The 16,075-nt window shown below is 67.4% G+C and carries 20 protein-coding genes; 10 read left to right on the top strand and 10 right to left on the bottom strand.

Annotated elements, in window-relative coordinates; translation table 11 throughout:
* Window positions 1-15 precede the first annotated feature (15 nt).
* On the bottom strand, window positions 16-243 hold the full coding sequence (locus ACWCPQ_RS00910; protein ID WP_449893295.1) for a hypothetical protein: 228 nt from the start codon (window positions 241-243) through the stop codon (window positions 16-18).
* A 214-nt stretch (window positions 244-457) separates the two neighbouring features.
* Here ACWCPQ_RS00910 and ACWCPQ_RS00905 point away from each other — a divergent pair, with 214 nt between their 5' ends.
* Window positions 458-1,228: an SDR family NAD(P)-dependent oxidoreductase gene (locus ACWCPQ_RS00905; RefSeq protein ID WP_449893293.1), complete on the top strand. Its 771-nt coding sequence runs from the start codon at window positions 458-460 to the stop codon at window positions 1,226-1,228.
* A gap of 259 nt (window positions 1,229-1,487) precedes the next feature.
* Here ACWCPQ_RS00905 and ACWCPQ_RS00900 read toward each other — a convergent pair whose 3' ends face one another.
* On the bottom strand, window positions 1,488-1,988 hold the full coding sequence (locus ACWCPQ_RS00900) for a hypothetical protein (protein WP_449893292.1): 501 nt from the start codon (window positions 1,986-1,988) through the stop codon (window positions 1,488-1,490).
* A 245-nt stretch (window positions 1,989-2,233) separates the two neighbouring features.
* Complete coding sequence (locus ACWCPQ_RS00895; RefSeq protein ID WP_449893290.1) at window positions 2,234-3,436, bottom strand: tyrosine-type recombinase/integrase; 1,203 nt, start codon at window positions 3,434-3,436, stop codon at window positions 2,234-2,236.
* Window positions 3,437-3,831: 395 nt separating this feature from the next.
* Here ACWCPQ_RS00895 and ACWCPQ_RS00890 point away from each other — a divergent pair, with 395 nt between their 5' ends.
* Window positions 3,832-4,806, top strand: a complete 975-nt coding sequence (locus ACWCPQ_RS00890; RefSeq protein ID WP_449893288.1) for a hypothetical protein — start codon at window positions 3,832-3,834, stop codon at window positions 4,804-4,806.
* A gap of 18 nt (window positions 4,807-4,824) precedes the next feature.
* Window positions 4,825-5,454, top strand: a complete 630-nt coding sequence (locus ACWCPQ_RS00885; protein ID WP_449893286.1) for a maltokinase N-terminal cap-like domain-containing protein — start codon at window positions 4,825-4,827, stop codon at window positions 5,452-5,454.
* A 73-nt stretch (window positions 5,455-5,527) separates the two neighbouring features.
* Here the strand turns inward: ACWCPQ_RS00885 and ACWCPQ_RS00880 are convergent, their stop codons facing one another.
* From ACWCPQ_RS00880 to ACWCPQ_RS00870, 3 genes are all read right to left on the bottom strand, one after another.
* Window positions 5,528-6,208 carry a hypothetical protein gene (locus tag ACWCPQ_RS00880; RefSeq protein WP_449893284.1) on the bottom strand — a complete coding sequence of 227 codons (681 nt, stop codon included), beginning with the start codon at window positions 6,206-6,208 and terminating at the stop codon, window positions 5,528-5,530.
* Window positions 6,209-6,421: 213 nt separating this feature from the next.
* Entirely contained in the window at window positions 6,422-7,639 is a 1,218-nt protein-coding gene (locus ACWCPQ_RS00875; RefSeq protein ID WP_449893282.1) for a TerC/Alx family metal homeostasis membrane protein, read from the bottom strand.
* Window positions 7,640-7,747: 108 nt separating this feature from the next.
* A complete protein-coding gene (locus ACWCPQ_RS00870; protein WP_449893280.1) occupies window positions 7,748-8,083 on the bottom strand; it encodes a DUF6191 domain-containing protein in 336 nt (111 codons plus the stop codon).
* A gap of 103 nt (window positions 8,084-8,186) precedes the next feature.
* On the opposite strand from ACWCPQ_RS00870, the gene ACWCPQ_RS00865 reads away from it, so the two are divergent.
* From ACWCPQ_RS00865 to ACWCPQ_RS00850, 4 genes are all read left to right on the top strand, one after another.
* Window positions 8,187-8,831: a DUF308 domain-containing protein gene (locus ACWCPQ_RS00865; RefSeq protein WP_449893278.1), complete on the top strand. Its 645-nt coding sequence runs from the start codon at window positions 8,187-8,189 to the stop codon at window positions 8,829-8,831.
* A gap of 38 nt (window positions 8,832-8,869) precedes the next feature.
* Window positions 8,870-9,409, top strand: a complete 540-nt coding sequence (locus tag ACWCPQ_RS00860; protein ID WP_449893276.1) for a hypothetical protein — start codon at window positions 8,870-8,872, stop codon at window positions 9,407-9,409.
* 115 nt (window positions 9,410-9,524) lie between these two features.
* A complete protein-coding gene (locus tag ACWCPQ_RS00855) occupies window positions 9,525-10,112 on the top strand; it encodes a CGNR zinc finger domain-containing protein (protein ID WP_449893274.1) in 588 nt (195 codons plus the stop codon).
* Between the two features lie 5 nt (window positions 10,113-10,117).
* Window positions 10,118-10,510: an SRPBCC family protein gene (locus ACWCPQ_RS00850; protein WP_449893272.1), complete on the top strand. Its 393-nt coding sequence runs from the start codon at window positions 10,118-10,120 to the stop codon at window positions 10,508-10,510.
* Window positions 10,511-10,516: 6 nt separating this feature from the next.
* Here the strand turns inward: ACWCPQ_RS00850 and ACWCPQ_RS00845 are convergent, their stop codons facing one another.
* The 4 genes from ACWCPQ_RS00845 to ACWCPQ_RS00830 all read right to left on the bottom strand — a co-directional run bounded on the left by ACWCPQ_RS00845 (window position 10,517) and on the right by ACWCPQ_RS00830 (window position 14,739).
* Window positions 10,517-10,996: an OsmC family protein gene (locus ACWCPQ_RS00845; protein ID WP_449893270.1), complete on the bottom strand. Its 480-nt coding sequence runs from the start codon at window positions 10,994-10,996 to the stop codon at window positions 10,517-10,519.
* Window positions 10,997-11,050: 54 nt separating this feature from the next.
* Window positions 11,051-11,935 (bottom strand): SCO6745 family protein, encoded by an 885-nt coding sequence (locus ACWCPQ_RS00840; RefSeq protein ID WP_449893269.1) that lies wholly within the window; start codon window positions 11,933-11,935, stop codon window positions 11,051-11,053.
* Between the two features lie 188 nt (window positions 11,936-12,123).
* Window positions 12,124-14,307, bottom strand: a complete 2,184-nt coding sequence (gene katG / locus ACWCPQ_RS00835) for a catalase/peroxidase HPI (protein ID WP_449893267.1) — start codon at window positions 14,305-14,307, stop codon at window positions 12,124-12,126.
* Window positions 14,308-14,331: 24 nt separating this feature from the next.
* Window positions 14,332-14,739, bottom strand: coding sequence for a Fur family transcriptional regulator (locus ACWCPQ_RS00830; protein ID WP_449894358.1), 408 nt, complete (start codon window positions 14,737-14,739; stop codon window positions 14,332-14,334).
* Window positions 14,740-14,918: 179 nt separating this feature from the next.
* Between ACWCPQ_RS00830 and ACWCPQ_RS00825 the strand changes: the two genes are divergently transcribed.
* The 3 genes from ACWCPQ_RS00825 (at window position 14,919) to ACWCPQ_RS00815 (ending at window position 15,974) form a co-directional block, all read left to right on the top strand.
* A complete protein-coding gene (locus tag ACWCPQ_RS00825) occupies window positions 14,919-15,269 on the top strand; it encodes a hypothetical protein (protein WP_449893265.1) in 351 nt (116 codons plus the stop codon).
* 95 nt (window positions 15,270-15,364) lie between these two features.
* Window positions 15,365-15,655 carry a hypothetical protein gene (locus ACWCPQ_RS00820; protein WP_449893263.1) on the top strand — a complete coding sequence of 97 codons (291 nt, stop codon included), beginning with the start codon at window positions 15,365-15,367 and terminating at the stop codon, window positions 15,653-15,655.
* Entirely contained in the window at window positions 15,648-15,974 is a 327-nt protein-coding gene (locus tag ACWCPQ_RS00815) for a hypothetical protein (RefSeq protein ID WP_449893262.1), read from the top strand. The genes ACWCPQ_RS00820 and ACWCPQ_RS00815 overlap by 8 nt, the downstream gene beginning before the upstream one ends.
* The last annotated feature ends 101 nt before the right edge of the window (window positions 15,975-16,075 follow it).

The raw sequence follows: 16,075 nt of genomic DNA, 5'->3' as shown, positions 1-16,075 counted from the left end.
GTCTGCTCCCGTGGTTCAGGATGTTTCGGTGTCGGCTGTCAGATCCGCGATCCGCGCGACGATGTCCGGATAGCGTTTGGTGTGGGCGCCGCCGTCGAGGTCGATGGCGCGGGTGTTCGCGGCGTCGCCGTCGAGGTCGGCGATGACGACGGTGTCGCCGCGTTCGGCCATGAGTTGTGCGGTGGCCCAGCCGATTCCGGAGGCGCCACCGATGACGACCGGTACGGGGTGTTCTGTGCTCATCGGTGTTTCCTCCGTTGTGCTCGTCCGTGTAGCTCGGCCCAGCTACACGGACGAGCATCCATACAGGTGTCTAGCAGCAGTGGTGGAATTTCGCCGACATGTGCCCCGGTAGTTGTGAATGTCGTCGCGGATGCGGTTGCCGGCACCGACACCGGAATGTTCCTGCTCGGTTCGATGTTCATCGAACCAATTGCCCTGTGGGAAAGGTTCCGAGATGCCCAGCACTCCTTCTCGTTTCGACGGTAGATTCGCCCTGGTCACCGGCGGTAGCAGCGGTATGGGCCTGGCCACCGCGCGCCGCCTGCTGGACGAGGGAGCGCGGGTGATCATCACCGGTCGCGACCGCGCCGGACTCGCCACCGCCGCGTACGATCTGGACGCGGGTGACCGGTTGGTCACTGTGCCCGGAGATGTCGCCGTCCCGGGCGATCTCGATGCCCTCATGGAGACGGCGCGGTCCCGTTTCGGTCGTCTCGATGTGGTGTTCGCCAATGCCGGGACCGCCGCTTTCGTCCCCGCCGGCGAGATCACCGAGGAGTATTTCGATCGGGTGGTGGCCACGAATCTCAAGGGCGTGTTCTTCACTGTGCAGAAGGCGCTGCCGTTCGTGTCCGATCACGGTGCGATCGTGGTGAACTCGTCGTGGGCGGTGCATCGAGGCGTTCCGGCCGCGTCGTTGTATTCGGCGACCAAGGCGGCGGTCCGCAATCTCGCCCAGACCCTGGCTGCCGAACTCGCACCGCGTCGTATCCGGGTGAATTCGATCAGCCCCGGCTACATCGATACGCCCTCGTACCGAGCCGAGGTATCCGAGGAGGCGAAGGCTGCCGCGATATCGTCGGTCGCCGCGGGCCGTCTGGGTTCGCCGGCGGATATCGCCTCGGCGGTGGCTTTCCTGGCGTCGGACGAGGCTTCCTACGTGAACGGGCAAGATCTGCTGGTGGACGGCGGTCTGATCACCGCGATTCCGGCTCCGATGGTCTGAACCGCGCTCGGTCGAGCGCGGGGAGCGGGCGGTATCGCACAACTCCGACCGCGACACGCCACGATTATCGAATTCGAAACTGTGACGTGTGTCGATTGCCAGATATGGAATCCGTCGCTATCGCGGCCGGTCTGGGGGTAGGGGCTCCGCGACGATCCCGATCTACGAGCACGGGGTCCGGTGAACTCATGAGTTCACCGGACCCCGCGTCGGCTGTATCCGATCGCCGGGTGCGAACCCGGCGGGATAGGCAGCTCGATTACATCTGGCGCATCTGCTGACGCAGCTGATGGAACTGCAGCTCCCACTGCATGGCGCGATCCTGGGAACGGCTGGACTGATCCTCGGCCTGCTGCGCGAGCTGCGCGGCCTGGTCGGCCTGGTCCTGGGCCGACTGACAGCGCTGCGCGGCCTGGTTGGCCTCGCTCTGCGCCTGCTGGGCCTGAGCCTGGGCCCGGTCGGCCTCGCTCAGGGCCTGCTGGGCCTGGTTCTGGGCCTGGATCGCCTGCTGGCGGGCCTGCTGGGCCTGGTTGTTGGCCTGGTTGGCCTGGTTCTGCGCGATCTGCGACTGGTGCTGCACCTGGCGGGACTGCTGTTGCACCTGCCGGGCGATGTTCTGGGCCTGCTGCGCGTACTGCCGGGCCTGCTGGCATTCCTGCCGGATCTCGTCCAGGCCCATGCGCAGCACGTCCAGGCTCTGGATTTCCTGCTGACTGCTTCCGTTGCTGGAACGGGTCGCAGTGCTGGTGTCTTGCGCCATCTGAGCATCCTTCCAAAGGGTCGGTTTGAAACGGACTGACTCGTGGAGCGCTCAATATCCTCGCACAGCAGGGGCGCTACCCATGGTCACGTTCGGGGAAACATCGGCGAAAAAACCCCAGTTCGGAGGGTATATCGCGGTTATCGGACGCGACCCCGGCATAACGCCGGGCGATGCGCTCACCCGCGGCATCGGCGGATGCCATACCGAGACCGCACCGTCATCCACGGGCACCGGGCTCGTTGTCAGAGCCCGAGTTTGGTGACCGCATTGTCGGCGAGCGGGTCGGCGGTGCGGATGTAGCGGTGCACGGTGCGGGGGTTGCTCCACCGCCCCTGGCGCATTATCTCGCGGTCGGCAGCCCCGCCGAGTGCGGCCTGCGTGGCGAAACCGGCGCGCAGCGAATGTCCGGAGAAGAGTGCGGGATCCAGGCCCGCGCGGGCCGCGTAGCGTTTGACGAGCTCGGCGACGGCCCGTCCGGAGATCGGTGCCGCACCCAGCCCACCGTGCCGGTTGATCGCGGGGAACAATGGCTGGTCGGGTCGCAGCCGTGGATCGGGGCGGTATCCATGACAGCGGTGCATGCGGATGTCGGTGGCGGGCTGATCGGCCACCCATTCGCGCAGACTTCCCGGGGCCGCGGCGTCGGCGGTCAGCACGTGCATCCAGTCGGCGCAGGCACAGACCGGGCAGGTGGATGCCTGCTGCCCGCGGGGGAGCGCGACGCGTTGTTCGGTGATGCCGGTGGGGTCGGTTTTCGTGGTGGGCAGGTGGATCAGTAGCAGCGGTTCGCCGGTGCCGTGGTCGGTACCGAAGTGGATATCGGCGATCCGCAGGCCCGCGAGTTCGCTGCGGCGCAGGGCTCCGGCGAAGCCGAGGAGCAACAGCAGGGTGTCGCGGCGCCGGGCGGGTTCGCCGGGCCAGCCGGCTTCGGGTAGACCGGCGAGGAGTTCACCGAGGGTGTGCAGCAGGATCGGCCTTTTCCGGGTGGGCCGGGCGCGGCGGGTGCGGCGGATACCGCGCAGGGTGAGTCGGACGACGTCGCTGCGGGTGGGGGCGGGTAATCCGTTGGCTGCGTGCACGGCGGCGATGGCGGCGGATTTCCGTTCCAGGGTGGCCGGGCTGTAGGAGTGGCGGCCGTCGGGTGTGCGGGCATCGGCAGCGGCGGCGAGGTAGACGGCGATATCGAGCGGGTCGGCCGGTAGGGCGCAACGGTTCTCACCGGCGCACCAGGCGGCCCAGGCGATCCAGTCGGTGCGGTACGCGCGCAGGGTGTTGGGGGATTGGGAGGCCGTGAGGTAGCGGCCGAGCGCGGTGGCCTGTTCGCTGTCGAAGCGTTCGCGTACCTGGCGTAGTGCGGCGGTGTCGACGAGGACGCTGGTGACACCGCGCCGCAGTTCGGTGCGGACGGTGTCGGGCAGAGCGAGGTCGGTGTCGTATTCGGTCACGGTGAGCCCCTCGGTAATTTCGTAACTCGATTCGTTTGGTTGGCCGAAACGTAACGAAACGTATTACGAATCAGCCGCTCTCACTCACTCTACAATCCTGACCGCCGATAATGTTCACTTATCGGCGGTTAGACCGAATCGGGCCTCCGGAGCCCGTGCGAACGACTCACCCATTACGTTTCGTCGAAATACGTAGTTCACAAACGAAACAACGCTACGATTTGCCGGTGCCCTCAGTCTGCAACTACCCCGGCTGCACTCGCCCCCTCGCCAAACCCGCCGGCCCTGGCCGCCCGTCCGAGTACTGCGAACTCCCGGACCACACTCGTTGGCGCGCATGGCGAGAGCGGCAGCGCTTACAGCAAGAGGCAGAGGCCCCCACGGAAAACGTCACTGTGACACCACAGGGTCCGGTAACCACCGCCCGCCTCCGCGCCGATGAACTCCTCACTCAATTCCGCACCCTCGCCGACCAACTCGGCACCACCCTCTCCGCCGCGGTTACCGAGATGAGCACCCTCGCCGACCCGTCCGCAGCCGAGGCGCAGGTGCAGGCCGTCCAAGCGGACGCGGCCCGGCGGATCGCCGAAGCCGAAATGGCCGCCGCCGCAGCCGAACAGGCCCGACGGGAAGCACACGAGGCCCGCGGCCGGGCCGAGGATGCCGCCGAGGACGCGGCCCTCGCCGCCGAGACAGCTGAAACGAGTATCGCCGCCGCGGATGCCCGCACGACCGCAGCCGTCCGCGACCGCGACGAAGCGCTCCGCGAGGTCGAGAAGATCACCGCCCGCGCCGCCGACGACGTTTTCGCCGCCCGCAGCGCCGCCGAGGCCGAAATACGCACCGTACGCAACGAATCAACAGCCGAACAGGAGCGACTCCGGGATCACTGCGCCCAGGAGATCGAGCGGGCACAGCGCGCGGCCGAGACGGAGGTCGAGCGGATACGCCGGGACGCCACCCGGCGCGAAGCCGCGGCGGCAGCCGAACGCGACCTGGCGGTACAGCGGGCCGCCGATACCGAGCGCGCCCTCGAACGCGCCGAACGATCGGCCGCCGAACGCGCCGAAGCCGCGCAGGAGACACGCGCGGAACTGAACCGCCTGCGCGCGGATACCGACGCACTACGCAATGAACTCGCCGAAGTCCGCCGGTCATCCGTCGCCGATCTCGCGGCCGCACGTACCGAAGCCGGCGACCGCCTGGAGAAGACGCGCGCGGAGGCCGCGCAGCGACTGGAAGCACTCGAACACGCCCGGACCCAGACCCTGGCGCGCGCCGAACGAGCCGAACGTCAGCTCGACGATCTACTGGCCGAACGCGCGACACATACCCGGCAGGCACCGGTGCCTGCCGGCGACGCGGGATGACGTAGCACAATCTCCGGTATGGCTCTCATCCATCGCACGACCCTGGAACCGTCGAAACTGGAGCTACTCGGTCGTTGGCTCCCGAACCGACCGTGGTATTCGGGTCCCGGCAGAGCGGAGGACCTGCGCCGAGTGGGTGGTTTCCGGCTCGACGACCCGGCCGGCGCGGTGGGGATCGAGATGCTGGTGGTCACCGATACCGGCAGCGCCGAGCCGATCACCTATTTCGTGCCGCTGAGCTATCGGGACACCGAGCTGGAGACCGAACCCGATGCCTTGCTGGGCACTGCGGAACACGGAGTGCTCGGCACCCGGTGGATCTATGACGGCACCCGGGACCCGGTGGCTGCCGACCGGATGGTCGCGCTGCTGGCCGGTGGCGCGCAGGCACAGCACGGTACCGAAAGCGACACTCCCGAACTCGGTGTTCTGGTCGCCGCCGCCAGACTTCCCGCCGGCGGATCGGCGCTGGTGTCGACGGCGGAGAACCCGGTCGGAACTGATATCACCCTCGCCGCCGGGCAACTGCGGGTGCACCGGGTGCTGGGCCGGTCGGAACCGGTCCTGCGCTCCGGCCAGGTGATCCTGCCGTGGAGTGCGCCGGACGGCACTACGGTCCGCAGTGTGGTCCTCTCGGAATTGCGGTGAAGCCGTCGTCCAGGCTTCGCGGCGGTGTGCGTTGCCCATCGGTTCGCTTGCGGGCAACGCACACCCTGCCGCGTTATTTCACGTACACCGTGTCGTAGAACTGCAGCGCCGCCGCGATCCCGACCGGCACCCCGATCAGGACCACACCCGCGGCGACACCGAGGGTGACCCCGGCCGCGGCCCCGGTGATACACAACCCGATCGGTCCGACGAAGAAGGTCGGAACCACCAGCGGGGCCCCGATCACTGCCCCGGCGACACAGCCGAGCGCTCCGCCGATGAGGCTGCCCAGCAGGGTGCCGATACCGGTGGCCAGACCGAACTGGGTGGCGGCCATGCTCAGTGCACTGTCGAAGTCCTCGGCACCGACCGGCTGCAACATGGCCGCCGGGCGGGCCTGTGCCGGATCGGTACTCGGGGTGAACGTGGCAGTGTTCCCGTCGACCTGGGCCGCGATCGGCCATTCCTTACCGTCTTTGAGGTAGGTGAGGGGCAGGCCGGCGACGAGGCGGCCCTGATCGTCGAGGACCTGGAATTGGCTGCCCTGCACAGTGAGCGATCCGCCCTGGGTGCGCAGCACGACCGAGCTGTCGACGATGCTTGCGGTGTAGTGGATTCCCGGCAAGATGTCGGTCTGCAGGGTGGAACCGTTGTCGGGCGCGGTGGGAGTCGGCGCGGCGTAGGCGGTGGCGGAGGTGGCGCCTAGAGCGGCGACGGCGAGCAGGGAAGCGGCGATGTACCGGCGAGTTTGCATCTGTCTACAGCCTTTGTCTTGCAGCAAATGGACATCGAGTCACCCGCTGCGCAGGTCTCATCCAGTGGGTGTGCTCGGTGGGCCCGTACCGGCATACGCGCCGCCAGACGATCGTGGGCGCGCAGTGTTTCCCGGCCGCTACCCACAGCGTGTCCGTTTCGTTAACGTGTTAGCGAAATATTGTGACCGCGTTAACTTTTCGCTGCCCGGTTTTTACATGCGCAGCGGCAGACCGGCTTCCATCCGCGCGATCCGGTCTGCGTGCACGATATGGGCTCGTTCCAGCAGTGCCATCAGTTCGGTTTCGCCCTCCCGGATCCGCCGCGTGTATTTCCGCGGCAACGCGGCGATCGTGTCCTCTTCGGCGGTCATCTCCGTGTAGGTGCGTTCGCGCAGCGCCTGATCGGCCTCGTAGCCGAGATCCAGATAGCGGGTGGCGTGCCTGCGGGCATTGGCCACCGCGGTCTGGGCGCGTCCCGCCGGGCTGAGCAAGGATGCGGCGACCGTCACCAGCAGCACCACCACGATCACCGCCAGCGATGCGGCGGTGGATATCTCGGTCACCGGTACCGGATCCCCGTGGTTGATGAACGGCACATTGTTCTCGTGCAGGGCGTGCAGGACGAGTTTCACCCCGATGAAGGCCAGGATCGCGGCCAGTCCGAAACCGAGATAGATCAACCGATCCAGCAGCCCTTCCAGCAGGAAGAACAATTGGCGCAGGCCGAGCAGGGAGAACGCGGTGGCGGTGAAGACGAGAAAGACGTTCTGGGTGAGCCCGAAGATGGCGGGGATCGAATCCAGCGCGAACAGTACGTCGGTGCCGCCGATGGCGACCATGGCCAGCAGCATCGGCGTCAGCCGGCGGCGCCCGTCGATCACGGTGACGAGTTTGTCGCCGTCGTAGGCGTCGGTGGTGCGCAGGAACCGGCGGGCCAGGCGCAGGACGAACGTATCGCCGGAATGGCTGTCCTCGCTCTCCGGTTTCAGCATGTTCCCGGCGGTGATCAGCAGTGCCGCCCCGAACACGTAGAACACCCAGGCGAACCGGTTGATGAGGGTGGCGCCGACGAAGATGAACCCGGTGCGCACCACCAGGGAGAACACGATTCCGACCAGCAGTACTTTCTGCTGGGCCGCACTCGGGACCCGGAAGGTCGTCAAGATGATCAGGAAGACGAACAGGTTGTCCACCGACAGCGCTTTCTCGGTGATGTAGCCGGCGAAGTATTCGACCCCCATCGTCGTCCCGCCGAGAATCCACACCCCGAATCCGAAAGCCACGGCGATACCGACGTAGGCGGCCGACCAGACCGCGGCCTCGGTCAGCGACGGCGTGTGCGCGCTGCGGACATGGAAGTAGAAATCGAACAGCAGCAGTGCGGCGATCAGCGCGAGTGCGCACACCCAGGCCAGTGCGGGAACGGTCACGTTGTCTCCTGCCCGGTGTGTATGTGCGGGACTGGGGCGACTGTAGCCCCGGTTCCGGCCGCGGCCGGGTTTGCGCAGGTGGTGTCGAGGGGTCGTCGTGGCGGGGGGTTACTCCGGTGCCGTGTCCCGATCGGGCCGGGGGATCGGGGTGAACGTGATCCGGTTGGCCACGGAATCGAAGGCGAGCAGCGGTGGCGCGCCGTCGGATTCTTCGTCGCGGTGCATCAGTGCGTGCTGTCGTTGTTCGAACTCGATGTGTTTGGACCCCTGGAACATGGCGTTCACCTGTTCGAATCCGGTGGCCGCGACCGTGCGCGAACCGTGCCGCCGGGTCCAGGGCAGCAGCCGCCCGCCGGTGATCCGGTTGACCGTGACTTCGGCGAATGCCAGTGCGATGAGCAGGCACACCAACCCGGGCAACGTCATCGCCCACACGACTCCCATATCGGGATTGTAGGGCGGTGCGGGCCGCCGCGGCGCCGAGCGGATAACCGGACACTCGCGGCAACCGTTGGGCAATTCGGGTGCGGACCCATATCATTCTGCTATGCCGACCTACGAGGAAGCGGACGCTGCTCCGGTGTTCGGCCGCGGTGTCCGCCAGACGGTGCTGGCGATGGGGGTCTGTTCGGTGGTGATCGGGGTGGCGACGGTGATCTGGCCGGACAAATCGCTGAGTACGGTCGGCAATCTGTTCATGTTCTCGCTGCTGTGCAGCGCGGTGACCCTGGCGGCGGTGGCGTTCGGGAGCCGGCTGGGCCGGTTCCCGCGGGCGCTGCTGCTGCTGGCCGCGCTGGTCTCGCTGCTGACCGCGGCATTGTGCTTCCGGGCGGGGGATTGGACCCTGCTGCTGGCGATGTGGCTGGGATTGGCGTGGTCGGTGCGGGGTATCGCGCACGCGGTGGCCGGGGTGTGGGACGACGACGAGGTGACCGGCAGCGGGAAACAGGAAGTGTTCGGTCTGCTGACACTCACCGCCGGTTTGGTGATCGCGATCGCGCCGTTCGACGATATCGAGACACTGGCTCTCGTCGCGGGTTGCTGCATCACGCTGTTCGGAGTGCTGGAGATCTGGACGGCTGTCCGTTCACCGGCCGCCATCCAGGGCGCGGGGGTCGCGCTGACTCCGGACGAGCATCTGACGACGGTGATCGCGAGCGCGGGAGGTTCCGGGGGACGCACCCGCGACTGACGCGCCGGAAGGGCACCGATTTCGATACCCTTCCAGGTATGGCGATCATTACGAGCCATCGGATCATGCGCCTACGTGCGCTCATCGAGCACCCCAACACCGGCGCCGACGAGCGCGCGACCGCGCAGCGCATGCTGGACCGGATGCTGGACCGGTCCGGCTATTCGGCGACCGGTGACCGTACGTACGGAGATCGTCATCATCGCGTCGGTAAACATGCCGATCTGCCGTCGGTTGCCGAGATGATCCGCGCCGATATCGCGCTGGGCCGCATCATGTTCGCGCCGCAGACCCGTCTGGGCGAGCCGGCGATCCGGGATCCGCTCGGTGACGCACCGGTCCAGATCGAGATCACCGTCGATCTGCCACACCACGGCTGTATCGATATCACCATCGACAATGTGCCGCGGGAATGGGGCTGGGTACTCGACGACGGTATCGAATGTGTCAGCCCGCAGTTGCAGGAACTGGCGACCGAACTGGCCGACATCATGAACGGCTACAACTGCGACGGCAGCGATATCGCGAAGCGGTTCTTCGGCCGGGTACGTATCCCGGACTTCACTCTGGTCTGGTAGCACGCCGGTGTATCCGGTCGCGGCGGGAGAGCCGGCGATCCGGGGCGATATCGGATCATTCCGGAAAATGGGGTCTCGCCTCGCCCGGCCGGACGTAACCGGTTAAAGTAGTTACATGCCTTCCGGCCTGATACTGCGCTCCCGCACCGGCATCGACTACCACTTCGACCCCGGCGCACTGTGCCTGGAACTGCTCCCCACCGGAGGCCCCGGCCCCTACCGGGTATACGAAGTACTGCACACCCCCAACGATGTGATCGCCTGGGCCGGCCGTTGCCGGCTCACCCCGACACCCGACCTCACCGTGACCGCCGCCGAAGTCACCGCCACCCGGCATTTCCGCGACACCCTCTTCGGAATCGCCCACGCTCGCGCCCGCGCAGAATCACTGAGCGCCGGCGACCTCGATCTGCTGAACGAATTCGCCGCCGCGCCCCCACTGATCCCCGGCCTCACCCGATCAGGTGCCCGCACCTGGTCCCCGGGCTCCGGCACCGGGCTGCTGTCGACGGTGGCCCGGGACGCGATCGACCTGCTGACCGGCCCCTACGCCCACCGAATCCGCACCTGCGCGGCCGCGGACTGTCAACTGATCTACGTCGACACCTCACGCCCCGGCCGCCGCCGGTGGTGCTCGATGGAGCACTGCGGCAACCGCGACAAAGTGCGCGCGCACCGCGCGCGCAACCCCGAGAAAGGATGACCACCGTGCCCACTGGACTCACCGCCGACGCAGGATGGCAGATCGGCGTCTCTCGCACCCTGCCCTACCCGCAGGACGTCGTCTGGGACTATCTCACCGGCCCCGCGGGCCTGGCCTGCTGGCTCGGACCGGGTGCCGCTCCGGCACCCGAGCCCGGCGCGCCGTATCGCACCGATACCGGGGTGACCGGCGAGGTCCGCAGCTACCGTCCCGGCGACCGCATCCGCCTCACCTACGGTCCCACCACCGTGCAGGTCGCACTCACTGCCGCGGCCGGCGATCGCACCCGGGTGCGTTTCCATCAGGAGCGGATGTCGAGCGCCGGACAGCGCGAACAGCAGCGGGCGCATTGGCTACAGGTGATGGACCGGATCGGCGCGGCCCTGGCCGCGGGCTGAGTCGGCTCAGCCCGCGGCGACCTCGATCCGTGGCGAATGGGTGACCGGAAAGTTCACCGACGCCGCGATGAAACATCGGGTGTGGGCCACGCCGTGCAATTCGCGGGCCCGGTCGACCATCTCCGCGGAGGCGACCGTGACCACCGGGCGCAGTTCGGCCGCGGTGAACCGCCCACCACCGTCGCTGTCCTCGGCCATGGTGGCCACCGCGTCGTCGCGGTATTCCAGAACCGTGACCCCGCCGACCGCGCATAGATGCAGATACCACAGCAGATGACACTGGCTCAGCGATGCGAGGAGTAGCAGTTCGGGATTCCAGCGGGCCGGGTCGCCGCGGAAAGCCGGGTCCGCAGAACCCGGCAGGTCGGGGCGACCCGGTACGCGGGAGACGTAGGCACGGTCGTAGGAGCGGTAATCCACCGTTCCTCGCTCACCTGCCCCGGTCCAGTGGGTGCGACATTCGTATCGGTGCGTCTTACCTGCCATGGTTGTGATCGTCGCTGCCGGGCGCCTGTTCTGTCGAGCGGCCCGGTTCCGGCCTCATCGGTCCACAGCCGAATCCTCTTGGAGATCCAGGCCGATGGGCGTGATCGCGGGGATCTCCCCGCACGCCAGCACCGCGCGGGTGAGCGGACGCAGTGCCCGGCGGAGTTCCGCGCGTTCCTCGACGCTCAATACTGCGTACGCCGCCGCGGCCGCGGCGTCGGTGCGGGATTCGATCCCCGCTTTCACCGCCGTCCCTTCTTCGGTGGGGCCGTCTGCGCCGGCGAGCCCCCGGGCGCGCAGCCCGTCGAGCAGTGTCTGCCATTCCCGGTCGTCGAAATCTCTGGATACCGTGTAGATCTCACGGGGTATCCCGCGCACCAGCGTTTGCAGTACATGCGATTCCCGCCCACCGATACCGGCCGCTATCAGGGCCGCGATATGTCCGTCACCGCGATGTTCCCGCAACAGGGTCGCCGCATGCCACAACCGCGCGACCGGGTCGGCCGGTTCCGGGAGGGCCCGGTTGGCGGCGAACAGGGCACGCCCCTCCAGCGGCGCCGCGGCGGCCGCCCGTGCCGCCAGTTCGGCCGCAACCTCGACATCCGGGCTGTCGGCGAGCGCGCCGAGCTGGCGGCGCAGCGCCGCGGTCGCCCCGTGCTCCCGCGCGGTGAGTGCCGCTTCCGGGGCGGCGTATTCCCATGCCGCGGGCAGTGCTCGGCGGATCCGCTCGATGGTGAAGTTGTAGAACAGTGCGTGCACGACTTCGGGCCCGGCCGCGCCGAGCGGGGCGGCGCGGCCGGCGAAATACCCCGTCCAGAACCCCCGGTAGCCCGCGGTTTTCAATGCCTGCAACGGTTCGGGTGAGAAATAGGTGACGGCGTGCAATGGTTCGAGCAGGCTCCATGCCTGCCGCGCGAACGCGGGGAGTGCGGTGCTCATGGCCGCCACGCTACTGGGCGCTCGCCGGCGGTTTCCGCGTGGAGAATCCGTGATCACGAGCGTGGTCATGGCGCCGTCCGGATCGCACCGCGGCATAGACGACTACCCGACCCGCCACACGACGCAGCGCCCGGAAGTCCGAGGACTTCCGGGCGCTGCGCTGCCGCTATCGGTTCATCCGAACCGGATCAGACCAGATCGAACCGGTCCGCGTCGATCACCTTGTTCCAGGCCGACACGAAGTCGCGCACGAACTTCTCCTTCGCGTCGTCGGCCGCGTACACCTCGGCCACTGCGCGCAGTTCGGAGTTCGAGCCGAACAGCAGGTCGTAGCGGGTGCCGGTCCACTTGACCTCGCCGGTCGCGGTATCGCGAGCTTCGAAGGTCTCCTGGGATTCGTCGGTGGCCTTCCACTCGATACCCATATCGAGCAGGTTCACGAAGAAGTCGTTGGTGAGTGTCCCGACCTTGTCGGTGAACACACCCTGCTCCGACTGCTTGTAGTTCGCGCCCAGCACCCGCAGCCCGCCGATCAGCACGGTCAGCTCCGGCGCGGTAACCCCGAGCAGATTCGCGCGATCGATCAGCAGGTGCTCCGACGGCAGCCGGTGGCCCTTGCCGATGTAGTTGCGGAAGCCGTCGGCCCGGGGTTCGAGCACCGCGAAGGAATCCACATCGGTCTGTTCCTGCAGCGCATCGTTACGACCGGGCGTCACCGGTACGGTGACCTGCACGCCCGCCGCTTTCGCGGCCTGTTCGACACCGGCGGCGCCGGCGATCACGATCAGATCGGCCAGCGACACCTTCTTACCGCCGGATTGGGCGCCGTTGAACGACTCCTGCACCTTCTCCAGCGCGCTCAGCACGGTCGCCAGCTGCTCGGGTTCGTTGATATCCCAGCTCCGCTGCGGTTCCAGCCGGATTCGGGCGCCGTTGGCGCCGCCCCGCTTATCGCTGGACCGGAAGGTCGATGCGGAAGCCCACGCGGTGGACACCAGCTGCGGCACGGTGAGACCGGTGGCCAGCACCTGCTCCTTGAGTGCGGCGATATCGGCTTCGTCGATCACCTCGAAGTCCACGGCGGGGATTGGATCCTGCCAGAGCAGTACCTCGTCCGGGACCTCCGCACCCAGGTAGCGCTCGATCGGGCCCATATCGCGGTGGGTCAGCTTGTACCAGGCGCGGGCGAACGCGTCCGCGAATTGTTGCGGGTTCTCCAGGAAGCGGCGCGAGATGGGCTCGAACTCGGGGTCGAAACGCAGCGCGAGGTCGGTGGTCAGCATCATCGGCTTCTTGCGCTGGGCCGGGTCGTGCGCGTCGGGGATGATCTCCTCGGCGTCTTTGGCGACCCACTGGTTGGCGCCGGCCGGGCTCTGGGTGAGCTCCCATTCGTAGCCGAAGAGGATCTCGAAGAAATCGTTGGTCCACTGCGTGGGTTTGGTGGTCCAGGTGACCTCCAGGCCGCTGGTGATCGCGTCACCGGCTTTACCGGACCCGTGGGTGCTCTTCCATCCGAAGCCCTGCTGCTCGATGAGCCCGCCCTCGGGTTCCGCGCCGACCAGCGCGGCATCGCCGGCGCCGTGGGTCTTGCCGAAGGTGTGGCCACCGGCGATCAGCGCGATGGTCTCCTCGTGGTCCATCGCCATCCGGCCGAAGGTTTCCTTGATGTCCACGGCGGCGGCCAGCGGATCGGGATTGCCGTTGGGGCCTTCGGGATTGACGTAGATCAGGCCCATCTGGACCGCGCCCAGCGGGTTCTCCAGATCGCGTTCACCGCTGTAGCGTTCGTCGTCGAGCCAGCCCGATTCGGGGCCCCAGTAGACGTCCTCGTCCGGCTCCCACAGATCGGCGCGGCCGCCGGCGAAACCGAAGGTCTGCAAGCCCATGGATTCCAGCGCGACATTGCCCGCGAAGATCATGAGGTCGGCCCAGGACAGCTTTTTGCCGTACTTCTTCTTGACCGGCCACAGCAGTCGGCGGGCCTTGTCGAGGTTGCCGTTGTCGGGCCAGCTGTTCAGGGGTGCGAAACGCTGCATACCGCCACCGCCGCCGCCGCGACCGTCGATGGTGCGGTAGGTGCCGGCGCTGTGCCAGGCCATCCGGATCATCAGCGGGCCGTAGTGACCGAAGTCGGCAGGCCACCAGTCCTGCGAATCGGTGAGGATCGCGGTGATATCGCGGCGGACCTCGTTCAGGTCGAGAGTCCGGAACTCCGTCGCGTAATCGAAGTCGGGCTCCATCGGATCCGAGGCGGGTGCGTTCTTGCGCAGGATCTTCAGATTGAGCTGATTCGGCCACCAATCACGGTTGCCGGCACCCGTGGTGGGGTGTTTGGCCGCGAACGGGCACTGGCCTGTGGTGCTGTCGGACACTGCGTTCCTTCCGGTGAACGTCGGTCATTTCGGGCTGGGCGATACGGAACAGTCGGGGCACAGACCCCAGTAGATGACCTCGGCTTCCTCGATGGTGAAACCGTGGTCGTCGGCGGCGGTCAGGCACGGGGCGGGGCCGGTGGCGCAGTCGACGTCGGCGATCGCGCCGCAGGACCGGCATACGAGGTGGTGGTGGTTGTCGGCGACCCGGGTTTCGTAGCGGGCCACCGAACCGGTGGGCTGGATGCGACGCAATAGCCCGGCGGTCGTCAGCGCGCGCAGGACGTCGTAGACGGCCTGGTGCGAGACGGCTCCCAGGGAATCACGGACGCGGCCGATGATCGTGTCGGTATCGGAGTGCGGGCTCTCGTGCACCGCGCTCAGTACCGCCAGTCGCGGTGCGGTCACACGGAGCGCGGCGTCGCGCAACATGTTCTCGAACTCCGCGGTCGTGGTCACATCCCGGAGCTTACCGACTTTCTTGAATGAATCAAGTATCTGTTTCGGTCAAAATCTGGGCTTGATCAAGAAAATGCGCGGCAGGGCTGTGCGCCGGGTAACATGCGTCCACGCGTCGTGACGATTCCGACCCACTCGGGAGGGCAGACTATATGCGCCGCACGGTTCGCCGCAGGATTATCACCGCATTCGGTGCCGCCGCTCTCGGCTGTGCCGGTCCGGCCGCGACAGCGGTCGCGCAACCCAGCTATTACGATCCCGAGATCAGCCACTGCGGCCACCTGTTCCGGACTCCGCTGGAAGCTTCCCGCCCCGCTACCGCTGTGTATTGGAGCCCTTTCGGCACCACCGGAATCGTCTGCTACGACAACGGAACCGGTACCGCCGACTTCTACCAGCGCGACCCGGCGGGCACCTGGCACGATATGAACGAACTCGCCCCCGGCCAGTTCTTCTACAGCATCTTCACCACCGGCATCCCGGACGCCGCCCACTGGCGCTGAGCCACCCACGCGACCACCACCCCATACGGCCCCGTCGCGCCCGGCGGACGGCGCGCCCGCACCACGGTAATACCGGGGTATTATCGTGTGCAGTCGTGGAGTACGAATGGCACGCGTCCAGCGAACCGTTCCTTCGACACTTCGAGGTCGCGGCCTGGGAAGTGGTGGAGGTGCTGTACTCGCCGCGGCGGTGGTCGCGTCCGGCGACCACCGCTCAGGCACTGGCGGTGCTCACCGTCTGGGGCCGCACCGAGGACGGGCGGCCACTGGTGGTGGTCCTGCGACCGCGTTCGCACCCCGACCGGTGGCAGATCCTCATGGCCGCACCCATGGGGCCGCGCCAGCTCGCCGAATTCACCGCATGGGAGGCGACCCGAGATGAATAACGAACCCGAACCCGGTTTTCCGCGCAGCGGCGCCGAGGCCGAACAGTTCCTCGCCGAGTTGGCCTTCGACGACACCGTGCAGGTGCCGCCGCTGCCGCCGGCCACCGATGAGATCGAGCGCGGTATGGTCACGACTTCGCTCAAACTGCCGCAGGACACGCGCGACCGAATACGCGAGGTAGCCGCGGCGCACTGCATCACGCCGTCGATGCTGATCCGCCAGTACATCGAACTGGGCCTGTCCAGTGAACAACCCGAACGCATGATCCCGTTGTCGGACGCCATTCGCGTGCTGTCCAGCCTGCGGCCCACCGCCTGACCGACACCGCACCGAAACCGGGCCGGTACACACAACGCCGGCCCGGTTACCGCGCAGTCGTGCCCACGGCCGGGCCCCGGGAACGACTGCCGCGCAATCCG

It is taken from the genome of Nocardia sp. NPDC001965 (assembly GCF_053594175.1).
The sequence above is the reverse complement of the archived record's forward strand: the minus strand, read 5'-3'. Positions and strand labels throughout refer to the sequence as shown.

Coding starts and splice junctions, on each gene's coding strand:
- ACWCPQ_RS00910 (WP_449893295.1), bottom strand. CDS start 243: ATGAGCACAGAACACCCCGTACCGGTCGTCATCGGTGGCGCCTCCGGA.
- ACWCPQ_RS00905 (WP_449893293.1), top strand. CDS start 458: ATGCCCAGCACTCCTTCTCGTTTCGACGGTAGATTCGCCCTGGTCACC.
- ACWCPQ_RS00900 (WP_449893292.1), bottom strand. CDS start 1,988: ATGGCGCAAGACACCAGCACTGCGACCCGTTCCAGCAACGGAAGCAGT.
- ACWCPQ_RS00885 (WP_449893286.1), top strand. CDS start 4,825: ATGGCTCTCATCCATCGCACGACCCTGGAACCGTCGAAACTGGAGCTA.
- ACWCPQ_RS00880 (WP_449893284.1), bottom strand. CDS start 6,208: ATGCAAACTCGCCGGTACATCGCCGCTTCCCTGCTCGCCGTCGCCGCT.
- ACWCPQ_RS00870 (WP_449893280.1), bottom strand. CDS start 8,083: ATGGGAGTCGTGTGGGCGATGACGTTGCCCGGGTTGGTGTGCCTGCTC.
- ACWCPQ_RS00865 (WP_449893278.1), top strand. CDS start 8,187: ATGCCGACCTACGAGGAAGCGGACGCTGCTCCGGTGTTCGGCCGCGGT.
- ACWCPQ_RS00860 (WP_449893276.1), top strand. CDS start 8,870: ATGGCGATCATTACGAGCCATCGGATCATGCGCCTACGTGCGCTCATC.
- ACWCPQ_RS00855 (WP_449893274.1), top strand. CDS start 9,525: ATGCCTTCCGGCCTGATACTGCGCTCCCGCACCGGCATCGACTACCAC.
- ACWCPQ_RS00845 (WP_449893270.1), bottom strand. CDS start 10,996: ATGGCAGGTAAGACGCACCGATACGAATGTCGCACCCACTGGACCGGG.
- ACWCPQ_RS00840 (WP_449893269.1), bottom strand. CDS start 11,935: ATGAGCACCGCACTCCCCGCGTTCGCGCGGCAGGCATGGAGCCTGCTC.
- ACWCPQ_RS00830 (WP_449894358.1), bottom strand. CDS start 14,739: ATGTTGCGCGACGCCGCGCTCCGTGTGACCGCACCGCGACTGGCGGTA.
- ACWCPQ_RS00825 (WP_449893265.1), top strand. CDS start 14,919: ATGCGCCGCACGGTTCGCCGCAGGATTATCACCGCATTCGGTGCCGCC.
- ACWCPQ_RS00815 (WP_449893262.1), top strand. CDS start 15,648: ATGAATAACGAACCCGAACCCGGTTTTCCGCGCAGCGGCGCCGAGGCC.